Below are 21571 nucleotides of genomic sequence, written 5' to 3'. Positions count from 1 at the left end.
CCGCCTGCAAGAACGCGTATTGTCAAGAAAATTTGCTAACGTATGTAGCATCTTCTTGCAATAAGTAATTCTTCTATGTTCCAGTCCCTGCGTGCGCGACTCATCGCGCTCAGCGTGGCCATCGTCACCGTGGCCATGCTGGCCCTGGCCATTGCCAACTTCCTCACGGTGCAGCGCCATGTGCTGTCCACCCTCGACGACCAGAGCCGCCAGCTCGTGAACGCCCAGGCCCAGGTGCTGGGTGAATGGGTGGCGACCAAGCGCCTGCTGACGCATACGCTGGCCCAGGCCGTCGATACGCCGGACCCGCGTGCCGTGGTCCAGGCGCTGCGCGACGGCGGCGGCTTCTCGGATGCCTACTTCGGCTACACCGACAAGCGCATGTTCTTCCTCAACGAGATGGCTGCCGACTACGACGTGACGGCCCGCCCCTGGTTCAGGCAGGCGTTGAAGGAAGGCCGCCCCATCGTGACGGCGCCCTATCTGTTTGTCTCTCCACCCGAAGTGGGCGTGACCTTTGCCGAGCCCGTGGGCCCGGCCGGCAATCCCGTCGCCGTGGTCGGCACCGACGTGCTGCTTACCACCGTGGTGCGCACCGTGGGCGCCATCCGGCCCACGCCGGGCAGCTTTGCCTTCTTGGTGGATGAGGCCGGTGCCATCGTCACCCATCCCGATCCGGCACTCACGCTCAAGCCCGTCTCCGCGCTCTCGCCCCAGTTGCGTGCCGACGCCATCCAGGCCCTGCCCAAGGAGGACACCGGCATGCGCACGGCCGTCGGCGGCAAGGACTTCCTGCTCTACGGCCAGGGCGTGCCCGGCACGGACTGGCAACTGGTGGTGGCCGTGCAGCGCGACGAGGCGCTGTCCGCGCTGGGTTCGCTGCTCAAGGTGTCGGGCGCCATCGTTGCCATTTCGCTGATCCTGGCGATTGCGCTGCTGGGCGCCGTCATCGCCCGCGTCACACGCCGCCTGGCCGTGGTGCGCGATGCGCTGGAAGACATCGCCTCGGGTGACGGCGATCTCACGCGCCGCCTGTCGGTGCAAGGCAATGACGAACTGACGCAGATCGCACGCGCGTTCAACCACTTCACCGACAAGATCGCCTCGGTGCTGGTGCGCATCCGGGAATCGTCCGAGACCGTGCGCCATGCCTCCACCGAAATCGCCAGCGGCAACCAGGACCTGTCGGCGCGCACGGAGCAGCAGGCCAGCTCGCTGGAGGAAACGGCTGCCGCCATGGAGCAGCTCACGGCCACCGTGCAGCACAACGCCGAGAATGCGCGCCAGGCGCGGCAACTGGCCAGCAGCGCCTCCGACATCGCCACGCATGGCGGCACCGTGGTGGACCAGGTGGTCCGCACCATGGGCGGCATCGAACAATCCTCGCACCGCATTGCCGACATCATTGGCGTGATCGACTCCATCGCATTCCAGACCAATATCCTCGCGCTCAACGCCGCTGTGGAAGCAGCCCGTGCCGGTGAGCAGGGCCGCGGCTTTGCCGTGGTGGCCTCTGAAGTGCGCACGCTGGCCCAGCGCAGCGCCACGGCCGCCAAGGAAATCAAGGCGCTGATCGATGACTCCGTGGGCCAGGTCGATGCCGGCAGCCGGCTGGTGCAGGACGCAGGCGCCACCATGGGCAGGGTGGTGGAAAGCGTGCAGCGCGTGACCGCCATCGTCACCGAGATCAGCAATGCCAGCCAGGAACAGAGCACGGGCATTGCCGAGATCGGCACGGCCGTCAGCCAGATGGACCAGTCCACCCAGCAGAACGCGGCCCTGGTCGAAGAGGCCACGGCCGCCGCCCAGTCGCTGCAGCAGCAGGCCGCGCAGCTGGCGGATGTGGTGGCGGGGTTTCGGCTCCAGTCCTGACCGGGCCCAGCAAGGGGCGCAGGCCCTGACTGCTAGCCCCGCCTGTCCTTGAGGCGCGTCATGGAGCGGCGCGCCGCAGACAGGCTTGCGCGCCGGCCCATGGGCAGTCCAGCACCCGCCTCGGTCATGGCCGCGCCGGCCAATCGCTGCTGCGCCTGCAGCAGGCTGCGCAGGTCCGCTGCCCGCTCCTGCGCCAGGGCGGCCGCATTCTGGGCGGTCTGCAGCTGGGAGTGCAGGCTCAGCTGCTCCTCCTCGCTCTTTTCATAGCGGCTTTGCAGCTCTGCAAGGCGGGTCGCTGCCTTGCGCTCCTGCTCGGTGGCGGCCTTGCGCGCGGCCGCCAGTTCCTGCCGCGCACGATCCACCTCATTGAGCATGTGGCGCTCATTGCCCGCGTACTGCTCGGCCATGCGCTGGCGCTCCAGCGCGGCGGACTGCATTTCCTCGCCATGCTTTTGCTGCAGCGCTTCGCGCTGGCGGGCGGCTTCGGCCAGCGCATCGCGCATTTCCTCCAGGCGCTCGTCGCGGTCCTGCAGCTGCTGCTGCATTTCGTCCAGCCGGCGCGACAAGTCCTGCGACTGGGCCTGGGCCACTTGCAGGGCCTGGTCCATGGCCTCTTTCTGCGCTTGCATGGACGCCTCGCGCCGCGCCATTTGCTCCTGCTGCTCCTGCAGCTCGGCCTGCGTGGCCTGTGCCGCTTCCTCCCGGGATTGCAGGGCGGCGCGGGCGGCCTCCATGGCCTCTTCCTGGGCAGCGTCCCACAGCTGCTGCGCCAGGCGCTGAACGGGATCGGGCACCGACGACGGCAGCATCTCGCCCTGCCCTGCCGCCACGCCCAGGCGCTGGCCCAGCGTGGCAAACCAGGTCTCCAGCATGGGGCTGACGGTATTCGGCGAGCCCCGGCCAATGTGCTGGCGCACGCGCTCGATGGTCGGCCGTAGGCCCTGGGCGATCAAGGCGTCTGCCGCGGCCCAGACATCGGCTTCCTGCACGCCGCGGGTGGATGTTTTTTGCATATCGTGAACTATTTTCCAGATTACCAACGATAAGTGATTGTTATCGTGAATTATTTTAATAACACGTAATACATCATATGTGCTATGTATTAAATATTACATATGAAATTTTCATACAGTATGGATACGCACATTACACGGCTTTGCCCAGGCAAAAGGCCGCTGCAGCCTCTGGAAAGCCGGGAAAGCCTGGAAACTGAACTTTGCATGGCCTGCATTGGCCTTGTACGGCCGCAGGCTCCGCGACGGGCGGCCATGCTGCGTCGGGCGACAATCCACGGATGCGCAACGGCCCCTTTTCGCTGATTCCCCAAGACCAGCCTCCGGAAGAAACAAAGCAAGGCAGCACCCTGCCCTCTGCGGGGCTGGAGCCTGCCGCCCAGCAGGCTGTTCGCGAGTTGCTGCGCGAGGGCGAATCCACCAACACCAGAAACAGCTACCAGAGTGCGATGCGTTACTGGGCCGCCTGGCATGCGCTGCGTTTTGAGCGGCAGATGCAGCTGCCGCTGGATGTGGCCTGTGTGCTGCAGTTCATCATTGACCACGCCCAGCGGCAGACGGGCGCGGGCCTGGCCAGTGAAATGCCGGCGCACATGGACCGCGCCCTGGTCGAGGCCGGATACAAGGCCCGCGAAGGCCCCCTGTCGCACAACACGCTGGTGCACCGCATGGCGGTGCTGTCCAAGGCCCATCAAGTACACGGTTTGGCCAACCCCTGCCAGGACGGCGCGGTGCGCGAGCTGATGTCGCGCACGCGCAAGGCCTATGCGCGCCGCGGCGAGCAGCCCGCCAAAAAGGATGCGCTGACGCGCGACCTGCTGGAGCAGTTGCTGCAGACCTGCGATGACAGCCTGCGCGGCCGCCGTGACCGCGCCCTGCTGCTGTTCGCCTGGTCCAGCGGCGGGCGCCGCCGCTCGGAGGTGGCCGGGGCCGACATGCGCCACCTGCGCGCCGTGGGGCCGCAGGAATTCATCTACACGCTGGCCCACTCCAAGACCAACCAGTCCGGGCGGGATGTGCCCGAGAACCACAAGCCCGTGACCGGGCGCGCGGCCCAGGCGCTGGCCGATTGGCTGCGTGCCGCCGCCATACAGGAAGGGCCGATCTTCCGGCGCATCCGCAAGGGCGGCCATGTGGGCGAGCCCCTGTCGCCAGCGGCCGTGCGCGACATCGTGAAGCAGCGCTGCGCGCTGGCGGGCGTGGAGGGGGATTTCTCGGCGCATTCCCTGCGCTCGGGCTTTGTGACCGAGGCCGGGCGCCAGAACGTGCCCCTGCCCGACACCATGGCGCTGACGGGGCACAGCAGCGTCAATACGGTGCTGGGCTATTTCCGTGCGGATTCCGCATTGAGCAACCGTGCGGCCCGGCTGCTCGACGCCGGCGACGATGATGCGGCCGCCGCCGCGCAAGGCAGCGGCGGACCGCAGTCCTGAGCCGATGGCTCAAAAGAGCTCAAACTCTCAAAAAGCTCACTCCTGTACCGAGGTCCGCGTGCCGCTCAAGCCCAGCTTGCGCAGCAGCGTAGTGTCGGCTTCCACATCGGGGTTGCCGGTGACCAGCAGCTTGTCGCCATAGAAGATGGAGTTGGCGCCGGCCATGAAGCACAGGGCCTGCACGGCGTCGCCCAGCTGCTGCCGGCCTGCCGACAGGCGCACGCGCGCCGTGGGCATGGTGATGCGCGCCACCGCGATCACGCGCACGAAGTCCAGCGGATCGACCGGCTCGCTGTCCGCCAGCGGCGTGCCGGGCACGCGCACCAGGCTGTTGATGGGCACGGATTCGGGATGAGGGTTGAGATTGGCCAGCTGGGCGATCAGGCCTGCGCGGTGCACAGGCGCCTCGCCCATGCCGATGATGCCGCCGCAGCACACGCTGATGCCCGCGCCGCGCACGGCCTTGAGCGTGTCCAGGCGGTCCTGGTACTGGCGCGTGCTGACCACGTCCTGGTAGTACTCGGGCGCGGTGTCCAGGTTGTGGTTGTAGTAGTCCAGGCCCGCTTCGCGCAGCGACTGCGCCTGGTGCGGCTGGAGCATGCCCAGCGTGGCGCAGGTCTGCATGCCCAGGCCCTTCACGGCGCCGATCAGCTCGTTCATCTTCTCGATGTCGCGGTCCTTGGGCGCGCGCCAGGCCGCGCCCATGCAAAAGCGCGTGGCGCCCGCGTCCTTGGCGGCCTGGGCGGCCCGCGTGACTTCGTCCACGCTCATGAGCTTTTCCGCCTTGACGCCGGTATCGAACTCCGCCGCCTGCGGGCAGTAGCCGCAGTTCTCCGGGCATCCGCCCGTCTTGACCGACAGCAGCGTGGCCAGCTCGATGTCGCCCGCGGGCCAGTGCTCGCGGTGCACGCTCTGGGCCTGGAACATCAGTTCCATGAACGGCTTGTCCAGCAGTTCCTGGATGGCCTGCACGCTCCAGGCGCCTTCAAACGGCAGCGTGTCGCTTTTGGAGGGGCGTGCGTGCCATTGCAATGGGCTGCCGGCCGCAGGCTGTGCGGAGGTGGCGGAAGTCGTCGGGGTGGTGCTGCAGGCGGTCATCAAAAACTCCTCTGTGGGTCTGCTTTTTTCATTCTGATGAGCAAAAAAAGCCTTGGGAATGAAAAAGCCGGCTCCTTGGCAAAAATAGTTGCCCCATTTTCATGGCCCGCAAAAAGAGCGAACTTCGCTCATTTTTGAGCGATGTTCGCTGCGTTTTGGCAGAAGTTTTTCTGCATGCATGCTTCATGCTGCAAGCACGCAGCCATTGGGGGCCAACATCGCTCAATTGTCCGATGCAGGCCGAAAAAGATGTGCAAGCGGGCGCAGGCCTTGATTCCCAATACCTGCCAGATGCCTCTCCAAAACGACCACAATGGGTGCCCGCCGTCGTCGCCACGGCGGTTTTCATTGCCACGGCCCGTGCTTCCACCCGCTTTCCACCACTTTCCCCCGATTCGCTCCGATGTCCCTGCGCTCCCTGGAATTTCCCACCGATCACGGCCAACCGCTGCTGCTGTCGCGCGAGCAGCAAGCCATCCTGGCGCATGAGGGACGTTCGGCCATCGTGGCGGCGCTGGCAGGCGTGGGCAAGACGACCACGCTGGCCTGCAAGGTGGTTCAGGCCTGCCGCAGCGGCCAGGCCCAGCGCATCCTGGTGCTGGCCTATTCGCGCTCCGGCGTGGCGGCCTTTCACCACCGGCTCAAGCAACTGGTGCGCGAAGTGCCGCCCCAGGTACAGATCACCACGGTGGAGCGCTGGGCGGCCCAGCAGATCCGCCGCCGCGACCCTGCGGCCCGCTTTCTGGCCGACCGCGTGGCACTGCAGGCCCGTGTGCGCGAGGCACATGCCGCGCTGTGCGAGCGGCTGGCCTGGCAGCCCGACCCTTTGTTCGAGCAGCCCGGCGATCTGGATCTGGACGCCTTCTGGGACTTCAACCTCAGCGCCAAGAAGTCGTTGCTGCCCCAGCGCCTGGCCGAGGAAGGCATGGGACTGGCGAGTTTCTGCGAGGAGTATTTGCTCGACTACCGCATGGCCGGCCTGTTCTTCGAGTACGAGCGCCGCCGCATCGACCACTGCGGCGACCCGCTGTACTACGCGGAAGGCGACTGCAGCCATGCACTGGCCAGCGACGCCCTGCAGGGCCAGGCGCTGGACCTGCCGCGCTACGACCTGGTGGTGTTCGACGAGATGCATGACCTGGACCCGGCCTCGCTGCAACTGCTGCGCGCCCTGGTCGGAACCAGCGGCTGCGCCTTCCTGGGCGCAGGCGACTTCAACCAGCACATCGAGGCACAGGCCTGGTCCGTGTTCCGCGACAAGCTCCACCAGCTCGATGACTTCCTGCCCCAGGCCACGGCCACGCTGGCGCTGACCCAGTCGCGGCGCTTTGGCCCGCAGATCGCCAAGGCGGTCAATGCGCTGTTCAACGTTGGCCTGACTGCGGCGCCCACGCGCTTCAGCACCGTGCAGCAACTGCAGCACACCGATGACAGCCAGTGCATTGACCAGCTGCTGCAGATCCAGGCCGGTCTGGCACGCGGCACGCCAACGGCGGCGCCGGGTGAGCCCCCGTCGCCCGGCGCGCGCAATCCCTCGCTGACCGTGATCCTGCGCCATGAGCAAGATGCCTGCGCGCTGGAATGGGCCATCCACCGCGCCGGCAAGTCCGCCAGCTTCTACGGCTTCAAGCGCTTTTACCTGCAGCGCGAGATTGCCCTGCTGCTGGGCCTTTGCTACGCACATGGCATGCAGGCGCTGTCATGGAAGGCCGAGGTCAGCGTGCTGGGCAGCGAGATCCTGGCGGCCTTTGTGGAAGGTGCGCTTTTCTACGGCAAGGGCAGCGTGGATGGTGCCGACATGGCCGATCCGTCAAGCCGCCACACGCTGGCCCAGCGCATGGCGGGCGAGATGCTGCACAACCCGCAGATCATCTGGCGATTTCTGGGCAACCAGTCCAGCCTGCAGGGCGGGCAACGCAACTTCCAGGCCTTTGGCAGCTTCTTGCAGCTGCCTCTGGCGCTTCAGTCAGACGCGCGCAGCCTGCTGGAGCAGGCCGATGTCTGGGGCCTTTTTGCGGGCGTGGCCCTGTCGCAGGCCCAGACGGCGGCCTTGCGTCAGCGCGTGAAGGCTTTCATGGATTCGGTGGCGGGCATGGCCGTGCCCGACATGCTGGCCCAGGTGGCCGCCATGGCCACGCGCTTTGAACGAACCGTGCGGGCCGAGCGCGGCTTCGACTTTCATCTGAGCACCATCGAGGAAGCCAAGGGCAAGGAATACGAGCATGTCGCCCTGCCCTTCATGGAGCCTGGCCGCTTTCCGGCCTCGGCCCCGCACGCACTGGCCTTTCTGGAGCGCAACCGCCTGTACGTGGCCATGACGCGCGCCAGAAAAAAGCTGTGGCTGCTGGAACATGTCCAGCGGCGCGTACAGCCTTTTGCCTGAGGCGCCTCAGCCCAGCGCGGCGATCACCTCGGCCGGCGCCTGCACCAGCTCGATCAGCACGCCCTCGCCGGCAATCGGGAACTCGTCATTGCTCTTGGGGTGCAGAAAACAGATGTCGTAGCCGGCCGCGCCCTTGCGGATGCCGCCGGGCGCAAAGCGCACGCCCTGCTCCGTCAGCCACTGCACGGCCAGCGGCAGGTCGTCGATCCACAGGCCGATATGGTTCAGCGGCGTGGTGTGGACGGCGGGCTTCCTGTCGATGTCCAGCGGCTGCATGATGTCCACCTCGACCTTGTGCGCGCCCTGGCCCATGGCCAGGATGTCTTCGTCCACGTTCTCGCGCTCGCTCTGGAAGGTGCCGGTCTGGGTCAGCCCCAGCATGTCCACCCACAGGCGCTTCATGCGCTGCTTGTCGGTGCCGCCGATGGCCACCTGCTGTATGCCCAGAACCCGGAAAGGACGCTGTTCGCTTGCCACTGTCTCGCTCCTGTTGATGTATGAGGAATCACATTGTGGAGGCAAACCGGGGCACGCAAGGCGCAGCGGGCAATGCCGCCATGGGGCTCAGAACTCCCCCAGCACCCAGCCGCTGATCACCGCGAAGTACTCGCGCAGCCAGGCGTTGGCGCGGATCGTCGCCGGCGTGGGCGCGCCCACGGTGAAGGCTTGGCCGTAGCCGCTGCGCTTGGCGATCCAGCCCGCGCGCAGCGTGTGGAAATCGCTGGTGACGATGGCAATCGCCGCGTCCGGGGCCACGCCGCGCTCCTGCAGCAGGGGCAGGCTCCACGCCAGGTTCAGCGCCGTGCTGGTACTGCGCTGCTCCATCAGCAGGCGTTCTGGCGCAATGCCGTGGCGTTGCTGCAGATAGCGCGCCATGACGGCGCCCTCGCTCTCGCTTTCCCCAAAGTCCACGCCGCCGCTGGTGACCACCAGCGCCTTGGGCTGGCTTGCAGCCAGTTCGGCGGCGCGGTCCAGCCGCTGGGCCAGCGTCAGCGACGGTTGTCCCTCACGAGTGGCGCTGCCCAGCACCACGATGGCCTGCACCGGCTGGTCAGGGGCCAGCCGGGAAGAAGCAGACAGCAGATGTGCCCAGAACAGCAGCAGGCTGGCCAGCCATATCGCCAGCGCCGCCCAGCCCAGCCACCAGGCGCGCCGCACCCAGGCACTGGCGCGCAGCCTGCGCGCAATGGCCGCGCGCCAGAAGCTGCAGGCCATGAACAGCAGGCCCAGCACCGCTGGCAGCGTCACGCCCAGATTGAACATGCCGCGTGCCATCAGCACCACGGCATCGCCCAGCAGTACGGCGCCAGTGATCAGGCCCAGCCACTGCAAGGGCCCCAGCCGCCGGAAGCCCGAGACGGCGTTGCGTCCGGACACTGGCCCGGGCGCGGGAAAGAGCTTGTGCAACAAGCGCCCTCAGTTCCAGCGCTGGTTTGGGCCGCCGGCGCAGGACCACACGATCACGGGCTGGCCCGGCCGGGCATTGCCGCCTTCGATGTCCAGGCACTTGTTGGCAAAACGGCTGCGGATCTGGCCACGGCTCCAGTCCCATTTCTGGTTGGGCTGGTTGCGGCATTGCCAGGCAATCACCCGCGCACCATTGCGGGTGTTGCCATCGGCCACGTCCAGGCACAGGTCGCCCACGCGCATCTCGCCATCACGCGTCAACGTGAAACGCTGATTCTCACCGCCGCTGCAGTGGTAGACGATGAGCCCATTGCCTGGGCGAAGCCCCCCGGATATATCCAGGCACAGCCCGTTCTGGCCCCGCACCTCCCGTCCGCCCCACGAGGGATAGCCGGGCTGCTGGCCTGGGTAGCGGTCATCGTTCCATTGCTCGTCGCGGTCACGCTCGCGGTCCTTGTCGCGCTTGTTCGCCAAAATGGCGGCGCCGGCAATGGCTGCCACGGCGGCACCGGCGATCCATGCGCCCGTGTTGTCGCTTCCGCCTTCCTGGCCCTGCGCGCCCTGGGGCAGGCCGGTCAGGATGCGGAAACGCCCGCCGCAGCCGCCCTTGACCCACATCTCCCGGCGGCCCAGGTCATAGCCCCAGTTTTGGTTGTAGCTGCAGTTGCCCGCCAAGGTCTCGACCAGTTGGACCTGCTGCGCGTCGTCGGGCAGGCTGTAGGTCTGGTAGCGGCCATTGGACATGAGCTGCACCGTCTCTTCCCCTGCATGCGCAGGCAGAACCGGCAGGATGAAGCTGCTGGCCAGCAGGACGGAAATGCATTTCTTGATTTGCATGGGATTTCTCGGGCTGCGTTGATCTGAGGGGCGGCTACGCGCAGCAACCGGCCTTTTCTTTCAGGCCAAGAATGCAGCCACCGCCTCTTTCCAGGCTGTGGAGTTTAGCCAAGCAATTTGTAGGATTGCGCCAGATTCTGGCAAGGCTGGCTCAAATCATTGCCTGTTGAATCCCGCCACCCCCGCCCGAAACTCCCCACTCCCATACACCGCCGACACCAGATCCTCATCATCCAGCCGCTGCTCCACCACGATGCGCCGCAGGCTTTCCTTGACTGCTGATTGGGTGGTTGCCGACAAGGCCATGAGCTGCTCGGCCAGCGCCTGTGCCTGGGTCTGCAACCGATCTGCCGGCACCACCGCATGCACGAACCCGCAGGCCTCGGCCTGCTCGGCTGACAGGTAGTCCGCCAGCAGCAGCATGCGCTTGACGCGTGGCACGCCCAGGCTGGCCACCAGGCGGGCGATGTTGCGCGATGACAGCGTGTTGGACAGCGTCTTGGCAATCGGCGCACCGAAGCGCGAGCCGGTGCTGCAGATGCGAAAGTCGCATGCCGTGGCCAGGGCCAGGCCGCCGCCCACGGCCCAGCCGTCGATGACGGCGATGGTGGGCACGGCGATGCGCTCCACAGCGTCGATCACGCGCTCCACGAAGGCTTCGTAGGCAACGCCCTGCTGGCCGTGGTGGAAGTCTTGGAAATGGCTGATGTCCGTGCCGGCGATGAAGGACTTGCCGCCCGCGCCGCGCAGCATCACGCAGCGGATGGCCGGGTCGGCCTGGCAGCGCTCCAGGGCCGTGAGCAATGCCTCGTACATGGGCATGCTCATGGCGTTGTGGCGTTCGGGGCGGTCGATGAGGATCTCGGCCGCGCCCCCGGCGTGAACGGTCAGCGCCACGGATTCATGCAGGGCGGTGCTCATGCGGCGGCCTTCAGGGCACGGAGTTCGGCCATGATTTCCGCGTTGTGCTCGCCCAGCAGGGGCGGATGGCGGCGCACCTGCTGGGGGGTGCCCAGCATCTTGACGGGAAAGCCGATGTTCTTGACCTTGCCCTCGATGGGGTGGTCGATCTCCATGCACATGCCGCGGTGCCGGCCATGCTCGCCCTCGAAGGCTTGCGGATAGGTGAGCAGCGGGCCGGCGGGAATTCCGGCCTCCAGCATGCGGTCCACCCAGTCGGCGCTGTCGTGGTGGGCAAACTCCGCTTCCAGTGCCTCTATCAATGCCTCCCGGTGCTTGAGGCGCAGCGCCACGGTGGCGTAGTGCGGGTGTTCCACCAGGTCCGGGCGCTCGATCAGCGCGCACAGCCTGGCCCAGAGTTTCTGGTTGGTGGCGCCCATGACGAAGTAGCCGTCGCGCGCCTTCACGGCCTGGTAGGGGGCGCTCATCTTGTTGCTGGTGCCCAGCGGCGCGGGCGGCACGCCGGTGCCCCAGTATTCGGACATGTCCCAGATCGAGAAAGCCATGGCCGAGTCGAACAGCGAGGCGTCTATGTGCTGGCCCTGCCCTGTCTTCTGCGCGCCGATGTAGGCGGCCAGCAGGCCGTAGGTGGCGAACAGCGCGCAACCGATGTCGGCCACGGGCACGCCTGCCTTGACGGGTTTTTCGCCTGGATAGCCCGTCACGCTCATCACGCCAGACATGGCCTGGGCCATGAGGTCGAAGCCCGGGCGCTGGGCCCAGGGGCCGCTTTGGCCGAAGCCGGAGATGCTGGCGTAGACGATGCGCGGGTTGATGCGGCGGATGCTTTCATAGTCGATCTTCAGGCGCTGGACCACGCCGGGCCGGTAGTTCTCGACGATGACATCGGCTGTCGTGGCCAATTGGTAGAAGGCCTCACGCCCCTCCTCGCTCTTGAGGTCCAGCGTCAGCGACCGCTTGTTGCGGTTCATGTTCAGAAAGCCCATGCTGTCCGGGCCCTTCATCTTGAAGCCCATGGCGCCGCGCGTCTGGTCGCCGGTGCCCGGAGGCTCGACCTTGATGACATCGGCGCCCAGGTCGGCCAGCAGCATGCAGGCAAAGGGCCCGGCCATGACCTGGCTGACGTCAAGCACGCGTATGCCTTGCAGGGGCAGTTGTTGCGGGTTGGATGGGGGATTGCTCATGCCGGGTCCTCAGCTTTCTTCGGTCACTTTTGCGGCGCGAACGACGTCGCCCCACTTCTTGTATTCGGCAGCCATGAAGGCCGCGAACTTGTCCACGGAGCCGCCGCCGTCCTCCACGCCGTATCCGTCGAAGCGGCTGACCACGTCGGGCATGGCCAGCACGCGGTTGATGTCGGCATTGATGCGCTGGGCCAGTTCCCTGGACATGTCGCGCGGGCCGACGACGCCGTACCAGCTCGATGCGTCAAAGCCCTTGAAGCCTTGCTCGTCCATGGTGGGCATGGCCGGGAATCCCTTGGCACGGTTTACGCGGGTCTGGGCGATGCCCAGCATTTTTCCTGCGCGGACCTGGGCAGTGGCGGCCGTCATGGTGTCGAAGCTGAAGTCGATCTGGCCGCCGATGAGGTCGGTCTGCATGGGGCCGGAGCCCTTGTAGGGCACGTGGATGCTCTTGACGCCGGCCGCCATGTTGAACATTTCGGCCGCCAGGTGCTGTACCGAGCCCGTGCCCGACGAGCCGAAGCTGATCTTGCCGGGGCTTTTGCGGCACAGCTCCACCACCTCCTGCACCGAGCCATGGCTGTTCCTGCTGCTGGTCACCAGGATGTGGGGCGTGGCGCCGATGAGGGCGATGGGCGCGTAGTCCTTGAGCGGGTCATAGGTGATGGATTTGAAGATCTGCGGCGAGATGGCATGGGTGTTCACATGGGCCATCAGCAGGTTGATGCCTTCGGTGAAGCGCGTCCTGGCGAAGTACTCGGCCGCCAGCGAGCCGGTGGCGCCGGGCTTGTTCTCCACGACCACGGGCCGGCCCCAGACCTCGGACAATTTCTGGCCCACGATGCGCGCGAACACATCGGTGCCGCCACCGGGCGCCCAGCCCACCAGGATCTTGGCGGGGCCCTTGGGCAGGTCGGAGCCCGGGGGCGAGGCCCCTGCCCAGGGAGCGGCCAGCGCGGCGGCGCTGGCCGCGATGAAGTCGCGGCGTCTCATGTCTGTCTCCTGCACATCGTTGTTGTGCAGCCACTGTCGCCGCGCGCCGGATTCGCCGCAAGCCTGTGGAACGCATGCCTGGTTTCGCCATATGCGAAACCGTGACGCTCTCAGTTCGCCTCGGAGGCGGGATGCAGCAGCGCCGCCACCACGTTGTGCAACGCCTGTTGCTGGGCCTGCCCTTCGATGAAGGACAGCACATAGCTGCGCTCGTGCCAGTCGCCTTCCAGCGCGGCACAGCCCAGCTCCGGCCCGGGGTGGAAGCTGCGCAGCACGCCTGTCGGCATCAGGCCCACGCCCAGGCCTTCGCGCACCAGGGCCAGCATGGTGTCGAAGCCGCTGACCGTGAAATCATTGCGGAACACCCTGCCCCGGCTGTGATGGGCACGGCGCAGGGCATTCAGGATGGCCGAGCCCCGGCCCAGGCTGACGATGCGGCACTCCAGCAGCCGGTCCAGCTCCACGGGCTGGTCGCCGAAGCTGAAATGCCTGCGGCTGTAGACCAGCACCAGGCTGTCGCGCCGGTAGTCGGCGCGCGGCAGGTCCACGAATCCGCTGGTTTTCTCGAAGATGCCGATGTCGATGACCTTGTCGCGCAGCAGTTGCTGGACGATGCGGCTGTTTTCTTCCATCACCTGCAGCGTGATGTGGGGATAGCGGCGCTGGGTGGCCGCGATGTCGGCGGCCAGGAACTGCAGGATGGCCGACTTGGGCGCGCCGATGATGATGCGGCCGTCACGGCCGCGGCCCAGGGCCTGGGCATCGCCCTCCAGGCGATCGACCAGGTTGCCGATCTGACGGATATGGGCCAGCAGCTTGAGGCCGGGCTCGGTGGCCTGCACGCCATGGGGCTGTCGCTTGAACAGGCGCGTGCCGAGCTGGGCCTCCAGATCACTGAGCCGCCGCGAGGCCGCCGCCACCGCCAGCTGCAGCCGGTCGGCAGCGCGCGAGATGCTGCCCTCCTCGGCAATGGCCAGCACGAGCTGCACGGTGGTGGAGTCGATCTTCATCATGGCGGCGCCCTTCTCGTCTGGCTTCTCGTCTGGCTGGAGGGCGACGATTGTGCCGCAGCGCCCCGCTGCGTCCCACCGGCCCTTTCGTCAGGCTTTGCGCAGAGCCTTGGCCTCGCGGGCCAGCGCCGTGATGCGGCTCCAGTCGCCCTGCTCCAGCGCATCCGTGGGCACCAGCCAGGAGCCGCCCACGCAGACCACATTCTTCAGGGCCAGGAACTCCTGGGCATTGGCCGGCGACACGCCGCCCGTGGGGCAAAAGCGCACATCGCCGAACGGACCCTGCCAGGCCTTGAGCATGGCCGTGCCGCCCGCCTGCACGGCGGGGAAGAATTTCAGCTCGTTGAAGCCGTCGGCCTGGGCGGCCATGATCTCGCCGCTGGTGGCCACGCCGGGCAGCAGCGGCAGCTGCAGGTCCTGGCAGGCCTGGCACAGTGCGCTGGTGTAGCCGGGGCTCACGGCAAAGCGCGCGCCAGCATGGGCACAGGCGCGCGCATCGGCTGCGCTGCGCACGGTGCCGGCGCCTACGATGGCCTCGGGCACGGCGCGCGCAATGGCCTCGATGCTGGCCAGGCCCTGGGGCGTGCGCAGCGTGACTTCCAGCACGCGGATGCCGCCCGCGACCAGGGCCTGGGCCATGGGAACGGCATGCGCGAGGTCGTTGAGAACGATGACCGGGATGACCGGCGCGTCCTGCATGAGCTCCAAGGCCGTCAGTCGTTGATCCATGTGCAAGCTCCCTCTTCTGCGCTGAGCGCGTGGCGCCGGAATCCGGCAAACAGTTCGCGGCCGAAACCCCGGCCATTGGCTTGGCGCAGCGCCCGGGGCATGGTGGCCACCAGGCGTTGCTGCCATTCGGATTCATCGACCAGCACGGCCAGGGTGCCGGCCACGGCGTCCAGGCGCACCAGGTCGCCATCGCGCAGGCGCGCCAGCGGCCCGCCCACGCAGGCCTCGGGCGAGACATGGATGGCGGCCGGCACCTTGCCCGAGGCGCCGCTCATGCGGCCGTCCGTGACCAGGGCCACCTTGTAGCCCTTGCCCTGCAGCACGGCCAGGGGCGGAGTGAGCTTGTGCAGCTCGGGCATGCCATTGGCGCGCGGCCCCTGCCAGCGCACTACGCAGATGACATCGCGGTCCAGTTCGCCGGCCTTGAAGGCCTGCTGCAGCGCTTCCTGAGAGTCGAAGACGCGTGCGGGCGCCTCGACCACATGGCGGTCCTCGGGCACGGCGCTGACCTTGATCACGCTGCGCCCCAGGTTGCCGGACAGCAGCTTGAGCCCGCCCGTGGCGCTGAAGGGCGCATCGGCCGGGCGCAGCACGGACAGGTCGCCGGAGACTTCGGCCGCATGCCAGGCCAACTGGCCGTTGTCCACGGCCGGAATGCGCGCGAACTCCTGCAGGCCATCGGGCCGCACGGTGAGCACATCGCTATGCATGAGGCCGGCCTTGAGCAACTGGCCGATCACATAGCCCGGACCGCCTGCGGCCTGGAACTGGTTCACGTCGGCGCTGCCGTTGGGATAGACGCGGGCCAGCAGCGGCACCACGCCCGAGAGCTCGGAAAAATCGTTCCAGTCGATGGTGATGCCCGCAGCGCGCGCCACCGCCACCCAGTGGATCAGGTGGTTGGTGGAGCCGCCCGTGGCCAGCAGGGCCACCATGGCGTTGACGATGCAGCGCTCGTCCACCACGCGGCCGATGGGGGCGAAGCGCTTGTTCCTGGTGATGGCCAGCACGCTGCGCATGGCCTCGCGCGTGAGCAGTTCGCGTTCGCCGTCGGCCGGGTTGATGAAGGCCGTGCCCGGCACGTGCAGGCCCATGGCCTCCAGCAGCATCTGGTTGCTGTTGGCTGTGCCGTAGAAGGTGCAGGTGCCTTCGCCATGATAGGCAGCCGATTCGGCGGCCAGCAGCTCCTTGCGGCCCACCAGGCCCTGCGCGGCCTGTTCGCGCACCTTGGCCTTGTCGCCGTTGGACAGGCCCGAGGTCATGGGTCCGGCCGGCACGAAGACCGTGGGCAGGTGCCCGAAATGCAGGGCGCCGATCAAGAGGCCCGGCACGATCTTGTCGCAGATGCCCAGCATCAGCGCAGCGTCGAATACGTCGTGCGAGAGCGCGATGGCCGTGCCCATGGCAATGGCATCGCGGCTGAACAGGCTCAGCTCCATGCCGGGCGCGCCCTGGGTCACGCCGTCGCACATGGCGGGTACGCCGCCGGCGACCTGCGCCGTGGCGCCCAGCCTGCGTGCCTCGTCCTTGAGGATGTCGGGATAGCGGGCCAGCGGTGCGTGGGCCGACAGCACGTCGTTGTATGCGGTGACGATGGCGACGTTGGGCGCCTTCTCCTCCACGATGCGTATCCTGTCGCCGCCTGGAATGCCCGCAAAGGCATGCGCCACGTTGGCACAGCCCATGGACTGCGCGCCGGGCGGGCGCGCGGCCATGGCGTCCACCTGTTCCAGGTAGGCGGCACGTGATTCGGCACTGCGCTCGCGGATGCGGCGCGTGACCTGGTCGACGATGGGGTGGATGGTGCTCATGGGGTGTCCTGCGGATGCGCTGATGCGCGTTTTCTCTGTGTCGCGTTGTCTTTTTGGTGGATGTCGGCCGGGGCATCCCTCCCAGGTGCGTCCGGCCCTGAATCGAAGCTTACTTCACTGCGCGCGCCTGCTTGACGGCGGCCTGTACCTCATCCCAGGTACCCTGGCCCACGGTCTTGGCAATGCCGGCATTGACCGTGGCGAGCTTGTCGCGCATGCGTCCCACCTCGGCGGCGGGCAGCTCGTTGACCTGCATGCCCTTGGTCTTGATATCGGCCAGGGCCTTGGCCGCTTCCTCGCGCGTGTCCTTGCGCTCGAACTCGCGGCTCTTGACGGCGGCGTCCTGCAGCACCTTCTTCTCGGCCGGTGTCAGCGTGTCCCACCACTTCTTGCTGACGGTGACGATCCAGGGGCTGTAGACGTGGTTGGAGATGGTCAGGTACTTCTGCACCTCGTAGAACTTGCTGGACAGCACGGTGTTGAACGGGTTTTCCTGGCCATCGACGGCCCGGGTTTCCAGCGCGGTGAACAGTTCGGAGAACGGCAGCGGCACGGCGTTGGCGCCCAGGGCCTTGAAGCTGTCGAGGAAGACGTTGTTCTGCATCACGCGCAGCTTCACGTCGGCCAGGTCTTCCAGCTTGGCGATGGGGCGCTTGTTGTTGGTGAGGTTGCGGAAACCGTTCTCCCAGTAGACCAGGCCCACCATGCCCTTGGGCTCCAGCGTGGCCTTGACCTTCTCGCCCACGGGGCCGTCGAGCACGGCGTCGGCTTCCTTGGTGCTGCTGAACAGGAACGGCGTGTCCCAGACCGCCATCTCGGGCGACAGGCCGACCAGGGTGGCGGTGGAGCCGACCATCATCTCCTGGGCACCGCCGATCAGCGCCTGCTGCATCTGCGTGTCCGATCCCAGCGAGGCATTGCCGATGGCGCGCACCTTCATCTTGCCGCCCGTGGCCTTTTCGACCTCCTTGGCAAAGAAGCGCGCCGCGCGGCCCTGGTTGGAGTCATCGACCAGGCCGTAGCCGAAGCGCACGATGCGCGGCTTGAAGTCCTGGGCCATGGCCTGGCCCGTGGCGGCCAGCGTGGTGATGGCGGCCATCAGGCCGGCGAGTGCAAAGGGAATACGCATGTTCATCTCCTTGGGTTGTAGTGGGGGGTCAGTGCATCCAGCGCAGAGGGGCCAGGATGATTTGCGGAAAAATCACGAAAAGCACGGCAAGCAGCACATAGACCATCAGGAACGGGTTCGTGCCCTTGATCACGGTCTCCATGCGCAGCCGGCCCACGCCGGCAATCACGTTCTGCACCGTTCCCACGGGCGGCGTGATCAGGCCGATGCAGCCCACGTAGATGAACATGAAGCCGAAGTAGATGGGGTCGATGCCCGCCTTGACGGCCAGCGGCGCGCACACGGGGCCGAAGATCAGGATGGTAGGCGTCAGGTCCATGGCCGTGCCCACCACCAGCAGGAACAGCATCATCGTGGCCATGAACAGCATGGGGTTGCCCAGCAGGCCGGAGAAGCTGTCGGCCAGCATGTTGGGCAGGTCGGCCAGGGTGATCATGTAGGCCGTCACCGTGGCGGCGCCACACAGCAGCATGACCACGGCCGTGGTCTTGGCGGCGGCCAGGAACACGGCGTACAGACGGCTCCATGTCATCTCGCGGTAGATCACCATGGACACGAACAGCGCGTAGACGGCTGCGACCACGGCCGCCTCGGTGGGCGTGAACACGCCGCCCTTGAGGCCGCCCAGGATGATGACCGGCATCATCATCGCCCAGAAGCTCTTGGCCAGTGCCTTCAGACGCGGGCCCCAGGCCATGCGTTCGCCGCGCGACAGGTCGAACTTGCGGGCGATGGACCACCAGGCAAAGATCAGGAAGACGCCCATGATCAGGCCCGGCACCACGCCCGACAGGAACAGCTTGCTGATCGAGGTGTTGGTCGTCACGCCGTAGATCACGAAGGGCATGGACGGCGGAATGATGGGCGCAATGATGCCGCCCGAGGCCAGCAGGCCCGCGCTGTAGCTGTCGGGGTACTTTTGCTCGCGCATCATGGGCAGCAAGATGGTGGCCAGGGCGGCAGTATCGGCAATGGCCGAGCCGCTCATCGAGGCCAGCAGCACGGCGGCGCCAATGGCCACGTAGCCCAGGCCGCCACGGATATGGCCCACATAGGCGCGCGCCAGGTCGATGATGCGGCGCGACAGGCCACCCGCGTTCATCAGCTCACCCGCCAGGATGAAGAAGGGCACGGCCAGCAGCGGGAAGTTGTCGAAGCCGGCCTGCAGGTTCTGCGCAAGCAGCTGCGAGTCGAAGAAGTCCAGATGCCACATCAGCGCCACGCCGGTCAACACCAGCGCCTGGGCAATGGGCATGCCGATCACCATGCCGCCGATCAGCACGGCCAGAAAGATCAGGGTCACAACCATGGTGCCTGCTCCTTACTCGACCGAAGTCTCGCCATGGTTTTCTGCCGGCGCGCCGCGGCGCAGGTCGCGCAGCGACACCAACAGCAGGCCCACGGCCAGCACCACGGTGGCCGCAGCGCCCAGGGCCAGCGGGTAGCCCAGCACGGTGCTGTAGCTGTTCAGCCCGGCCTGCACCTGGGCCCATGAGCCCCACAGCAGCAGGCCCATGCAGACCAGGACCAGCGCCTGCGACACCCAGAACAACACCTTGCGCGCGCCAGGGCCCACGCGGGATGTCACAAGGTCGAAGCCCAGGTGGCTGCCCTCGAAAGCGGCCACGATGGCCCCAATGGCCACCAGCCAGACGAAGAGCAGGCGCGAGATTTCCTCATAGGAAACGATGCTGGTGTGAAACACATAGCGCAGCACCACGTTGACGAACACGGCAATGACCATGCCGGCCAGGGCCAGCACCATCAGCACCTCGGCAAAGTGCTGCAGGCGCGGCTTGGGCCGGACTGCGGGGGAATCGGATTGCATGGTTTTTGTCTCCTGGCGTTATGGGTTCTGGGAGAGAGGGGCGGCCTGCGGCGCCGGATGGACCAGCCAGTCCTGTGCGCGGTGCACGATGTCGGCCAGCGGCAGCGTGGCGTCCACGGACAGCACGGCGCGCTCGCCTGCCGGGCTTTCCAGCGTGGCGAACTGGTTGGCCACCAGCTCGGGCGAGAAGAAGTGGCCGGCGCGCTCCTGCACGCGCTGCAGCGCCGTGCCGTAATCCAGGTCCAGAAAAACGAAGCCCACGGCGCCGGCCGGGCCGGCGGCACGCAGGCGGTCACGGTACTTGCGCTTGAGGGCCGAGCAGGTCAGCACCACGCCCTGCCCCGGCATGGCCTGGGCCAGCAGCCGTGCCAGCCGGTCCAGCCAGCCGCTGCGGTCGTCGTCGGTCAGGGGGATGCCAGCCTGCATCTTGCGGATGCTTTCCTCGGCATGGTGGGCATCGCCCTCGTGCAGGGTCCAGCCCAGGGCATCAGCCAGGGCCTGCCCCACGCTCGACTTGCCGCAGCCGGAAACGCCCATGACGACCAGCGCCCGTGGGCGGCTGCCTGCGGCGGTGGCGTCGGTTGTTGTTGGGATAGCGCTATCCATGTTCTTGCAAAAATTGGCAGACCAGGGTCTGCCTTGGATTTCGGTGTGCTTCAGAGGCCTTCGTCCGGGTTTACACGCAGGACTGCGGGCCTTCGAATGATTGGGATAGCGCTATCATAATCTCCAACCCTCTCGCCACCGACCTAGGACATTCCCTTGGCCCGCCAGATTCCGCCTGCATCTCCAGAATCGTCCTGCGCCGATCCTTGCGATCCGGCCCTGCCCGCCACGGGCCGCGCCCGTTCGTCGCGGGCCAGCGGACGCATCACGCTCAGCGATGTGGCACAGGCGGCCGGCGTCAGCCCCATGACGGTCTCACGCGCCCTGCGCGGCGAGCGGCGCGTGGACCCCGCCCTGGTCGAGAAAATCCGCGCCGCCGCCGCGCGCATGGGCTACGTGCCCGACCCTGCCGCGCGCGCTTTGGCCTCCCAGAAAAGTGCCCAGGTGCTGGTGCTGGTGCCCATGCTGTCCAACACCTTGTTCGTGGACCTGATCGAGTCTGTGCACAAGGTGCTGTTCGCCGCCGGCTACCACGCGCTGATCGGCGTGACCCACTATGACCGGGCCGAAGAGGAGCAACTGCTGCGCACCTACCTGCCCATGCGTCCTGCCGGCCTGCTGCTCACCGGCTTTGACCGCAGTCCCGCTGCGCGCGAACTCGTGCAGGCCAGCAAGGTGCCCTGCGTGCACCTGATGGAGCTGGGCGGCGAGCCGGGCACGCCCAGCGTGGGGTTTTCGCAGGCCGAAGCCGGAGCCGCCATCACGCGGCATCTGATGGAGCGCGGGCGCAAGCGCATTGCCTTTTGCGCAGGCCAGCTCGATGCCCGCGTGATGCAGCGCGCCTCTGGCTACCGCCAGGCCCTGCAGGATGCGGGCCTGCACGACCCGGCCCTGGAACTGCTGTGGCCCCGCCCCACTTCGATGGCGCTGGGCGCCGAGCTGCTGGACGCCGCCCTGCGGCTGGATCCATCCGTCGATGCCCTCTTCTTCTGCAACGATGACATTGCCCAGGGCGCCCTGCTCGAAGCCCTGCGCCGCGGCATCCGCGTGCCGCAGCAGATCGCCATCGCCGGCTTCAACGACCTGCCCGGCAGCGACCAGATGGTGCCGCCACTGACCACCATCCGCACGCCGCGCGGCCATATCGGAACCGAAGGCGCGCGCATGCTGCTGCAATTGATGCGCGGCGAGGCCTTGCCATTGCACAGCCTGGATCTGGGATATGAGCTGGTGGTGCGGCAAAGCAGTTGAAGCGACAGTGGAAATGAAAAGGCCGGGTCTGCTGCCCGGCCTTTTATCTGGTCGACGCCTGCGGCG

Annotated in this window: 19 protein-coding genes; 4 read left to right on the top strand and 15 right to left on the bottom strand. The window is 67.0% G+C overall.

Annotation, left to right across the window (positions count from 1 at the left end; all coding sequences use genetic code 11):
- Positions 1-75 precede the first annotated feature (75 nt).
- Positions 76-1872, top strand: coding sequence for a methyl-accepting chemotaxis protein (locus ACF8ML_RS13110; RefSeq protein ID WP_392407191.1), 1797 nt, complete (start codon positions 76-78; stop codon positions 1870-1872).
- Between the two features lie 32 nt (positions 1873-1904).
- Here the strand turns inward: ACF8ML_RS13110 and ACF8ML_RS13105 are convergent, their stop codons facing one another.
- Entirely contained in the window at positions 1905-2885 is a 981-nt protein-coding gene (locus ACF8ML_RS13105; RefSeq protein ID WP_392407190.1) for a DNA-binding protein, read from the bottom strand.
- A 281-nt stretch (positions 2886-3166) separates the two neighbouring features.
- On the opposite strand from ACF8ML_RS13105, the gene ACF8ML_RS13100 reads away from it, so the two are divergent.
- Positions 3167-4318, top strand: coding sequence for a site-specific integrase (locus tag ACF8ML_RS13100; protein WP_392407189.1), 1152 nt, complete (start codon positions 3167-3169; stop codon positions 4316-4318).
- A 36-nt stretch (positions 4319-4354) separates the two neighbouring features.
- Here the strand turns inward: ACF8ML_RS13100 and bioB are convergent, their stop codons facing one another.
- The gene (bioB, locus tag ACF8ML_RS13095; RefSeq protein WP_392407188.1) at positions 4355-5416 is read right to left on the bottom strand and encodes a biotin synthase BioB; all 1062 of its coding nucleotides are present in this window, start codon (positions 5414-5416) and stop codon (positions 4355-4357) included.
- A 403-nt stretch (positions 5417-5819) separates the two neighbouring features.
- Between bioB and ACF8ML_RS13090 the strand changes: the two genes are divergently transcribed.
- Complete coding sequence (locus tag ACF8ML_RS13090) at positions 5820-7799, top strand: UvrD-helicase domain-containing protein (RefSeq protein ID WP_392407186.1); 1980 nt, start codon at positions 5820-5822, stop codon at positions 7797-7799.
- A gap of 6 nt (positions 7800-7805) precedes the next feature.
- Here ACF8ML_RS13090 and ACF8ML_RS13085 read toward each other — a convergent pair whose 3' ends face one another.
- The 13 genes from ACF8ML_RS13085 to ACF8ML_RS13025 form a co-directional block, all read right to left on the bottom strand.
- Positions 7806-8276, bottom strand: a complete 471-nt coding sequence (locus tag ACF8ML_RS13085; RefSeq protein ID WP_026062485.1) for a VOC family protein — start codon at positions 8274-8276, stop codon at positions 7806-7808.
- A gap of 87 nt (positions 8277-8363) precedes the next feature.
- Positions 8364-9206, bottom strand: coding sequence for a YdcF family protein (locus ACF8ML_RS13080; RefSeq protein WP_392407208.1), 843 nt, complete (start codon positions 9204-9206; stop codon positions 8364-8366).
- Between the two features lie 9 nt (positions 9207-9215).
- Positions 9216-10043 carry a lectin gene (locus ACF8ML_RS13075; protein ID WP_043822366.1) on the bottom strand — a complete coding sequence of 276 codons (828 nt, stop codon included), beginning with the start codon at positions 10041-10043 and terminating at the stop codon, positions 9216-9218.
- Positions 10044-10199: 156 nt separating this feature from the next.
- Positions 10200-10964, bottom strand: a complete 765-nt coding sequence (locus tag ACF8ML_RS13070; protein WP_392407185.1) for an enoyl-CoA hydratase — start codon at positions 10962-10964, stop codon at positions 10200-10202.
- Complete coding sequence (locus tag ACF8ML_RS13065) at positions 10961-12148, bottom strand: CaiB/BaiF CoA transferase family protein (RefSeq protein ID WP_392407184.1); 1188 nt, start codon at positions 12146-12148, stop codon at positions 10961-10963. Before ACF8ML_RS13065 ends, ACF8ML_RS13070 begins: the two co-directional genes overlap by 4 nt.
- Before the next feature lie 9 nt (positions 12149-12157).
- Entirely contained in the window at positions 12158-13141 is a 984-nt protein-coding gene (locus ACF8ML_RS13060; protein ID WP_392407183.1) for a Bug family tripartite tricarboxylate transporter substrate binding protein, read from the bottom strand.
- 110 nt (positions 13142-13251) lie between these two features.
- Complete coding sequence (locus ACF8ML_RS13055) at positions 13252-14154, bottom strand: LysR family transcriptional regulator (protein ID WP_392407182.1); 903 nt, start codon at positions 14152-14154, stop codon at positions 13252-13254.
- An 87-nt stretch (positions 14155-14241) separates the two neighbouring features.
- Entirely contained in the window at positions 14242-14880 is a 639-nt protein-coding gene (locus tag ACF8ML_RS13050) for a bifunctional 4-hydroxy-2-oxoglutarate aldolase/2-dehydro-3-deoxy-phosphogluconate aldolase (protein ID WP_392407181.1), read from the bottom strand.
- The gene (edd, locus tag ACF8ML_RS13045; RefSeq protein ID WP_046238535.1) at positions 14865-16691 is read right to left on the bottom strand and encodes a phosphogluconate dehydratase; all 1827 of its coding nucleotides are present in this window, start codon (positions 16689-16691) and stop codon (positions 14865-14867) included. Before edd ends, ACF8ML_RS13050 begins: the two co-directional genes overlap by 16 nt.
- Before the next feature lie 109 nt (positions 16692-16800).
- Complete coding sequence (locus ACF8ML_RS13040) at positions 16801-17820, bottom strand: TRAP transporter substrate-binding protein (RefSeq protein WP_016453430.1); 1020 nt, start codon at positions 17818-17820, stop codon at positions 16801-16803.
- A 28-nt stretch (positions 17821-17848) separates the two neighbouring features.
- The gene (locus ACF8ML_RS13035) at positions 17849-19129 is read right to left on the bottom strand and encodes a TRAP transporter large permease (protein WP_016446058.1); all 1281 of its coding nucleotides are present in this window, start codon (positions 19127-19129) and stop codon (positions 17849-17851) included.
- A 12-nt stretch (positions 19130-19141) separates the two neighbouring features.
- On the bottom strand, positions 19142-19648 hold the full coding sequence (locus ACF8ML_RS13030) for a TRAP transporter small permease (RefSeq protein ID WP_392407180.1): 507 nt from the start codon (positions 19646-19648) through the stop codon (positions 19142-19144).
- 18 nt (positions 19649-19666) lie between these two features.
- Positions 19667-20254: a gluconokinase gene (locus tag ACF8ML_RS13025; protein WP_370690597.1), complete on the bottom strand. Its 588-nt coding sequence runs from the start codon at positions 20252-20254 to the stop codon at positions 19667-19669.
- Between the two features lie 156 nt (positions 20255-20410).
- On the opposite strand from ACF8ML_RS13025, the gene ACF8ML_RS13020 reads away from it, so the two are divergent.
- Positions 20411-21505, top strand: coding sequence for a LacI family DNA-binding transcriptional regulator (locus tag ACF8ML_RS13020; protein ID WP_392407178.1), 1095 nt, complete (start codon positions 20411-20413; stop codon positions 21503-21505).
- The last annotated feature ends 66 nt before the right edge of the window (positions 21506-21571 follow it).

The sequence above is a fragment of the Delftia sp. WSY_10 genome (assembly GCF_043104705.1).
In the GTDB taxonomy this organism is placed as follows: Bacteria; Pseudomonadota; Gammaproteobacteria; order Burkholderiales; family Burkholderiaceae_C; genus Comamonas; species Comamonas tsuruhatensis.
Note: the sequence above shows the minus strand (reverse complement) of the source record. Positions and strands in the feature narration are given on the sequence as shown.

What these genes read in the sequence shown, in the direction of transcription:
- ACF8ML_RS13110 (WP_392407191.1), top strand. Translation starts at nt 76, where the DNA reads ATGTTCCAGTCCCTGCGTGCGCGACTCATCGCGCTCAGCGTGGCCATC.
- ACF8ML_RS13105 (WP_392407190.1), bottom strand. Translation starts at nt 2,885, where the DNA reads ATGCAAAAAACATCCACCCGCGGCGTGCAGGAAGCCGATGTCTGGGCC.
- ACF8ML_RS13100 (WP_392407189.1), top strand. Translation starts at nt 3,167, where the DNA reads ATGCGCAACGGCCCCTTTTCGCTGATTCCCCAAGACCAGCCTCCGGAA.
- bioB (WP_392407188.1), bottom strand. Translation starts at nt 5,416, where the DNA reads ATGACCGCCTGCAGCACCACCCCGACGACTTCCGCCACCTCCGCACAG.
- ACF8ML_RS13090 (WP_392407186.1), top strand. Translation starts at nt 5,820, where the DNA reads ATGTCCCTGCGCTCCCTGGAATTTCCCACCGATCACGGCCAACCGCTG.
- ACF8ML_RS13075 (WP_043822366.1), bottom strand. Translation starts at nt 10,043, where the DNA reads ATGCAAATCAAGAAATGCATTTCCGTCCTGCTGGCCAGCAGCTTCATC.
- ACF8ML_RS13070 (WP_392407185.1), bottom strand. Translation starts at nt 10,964, where the DNA reads ATGAGCACCGCCCTGCATGAATCCGTGGCGCTGACCGTTCACGCCGGG.
- ACF8ML_RS13065 (WP_392407184.1), bottom strand. Translation starts at nt 12,148, where the DNA reads ATGAGCAATCCCCCATCCAACCCGCAACAACTGCCCCTGCAAGGCATA.
- ACF8ML_RS13060 (WP_392407183.1), bottom strand. Translation starts at nt 13,141, where the DNA reads ATGAGACGCCGCGACTTCATCGCGGCCAGCGCCGCCGCGCTGGCCGCT.
- ACF8ML_RS13055 (WP_392407182.1), bottom strand. Translation starts at nt 14,154, where the DNA reads ATGATGAAGATCGACTCCACCACCGTGCAGCTCGTGCTGGCCATTGCC.
- ACF8ML_RS13050 (WP_392407181.1), bottom strand. Translation starts at nt 14,880, where the DNA reads ATGGATCAACGACTGACGGCCTTGGAGCTCATGCAGGACGCGCCGGTC.
- edd (WP_046238535.1), bottom strand. Translation starts at nt 16,691, where the DNA reads ATGAGCACCATCCACCCCATCGTCGACCAGGTCACGCGCCGCATCCGC.
- ACF8ML_RS13040 (WP_016453430.1), bottom strand. Translation starts at nt 17,820, where the DNA reads ATGCGTATTCCCTTTGCACTCGCCGGCCTGATGGCCGCCATCACCACG.
- ACF8ML_RS13035 (WP_016446058.1), bottom strand. Translation starts at nt 19,129, where the DNA reads ATGGTTGTGACCCTGATCTTTCTGGCCGTGCTGATCGGCGGCATGGTG.
- ACF8ML_RS13030 (WP_392407180.1), bottom strand. Translation starts at nt 19,648, where the DNA reads ATGCAATCCGATTCCCCCGCAGTCCGGCCCAAGCCGCGCCTGCAGCAC.
- ACF8ML_RS13025 (WP_370690597.1), bottom strand. Translation starts at nt 20,254, where the DNA reads ATGGATAGCGCTATCCCAACAACAACCGACGCCACCGCCGCAGGCAGC.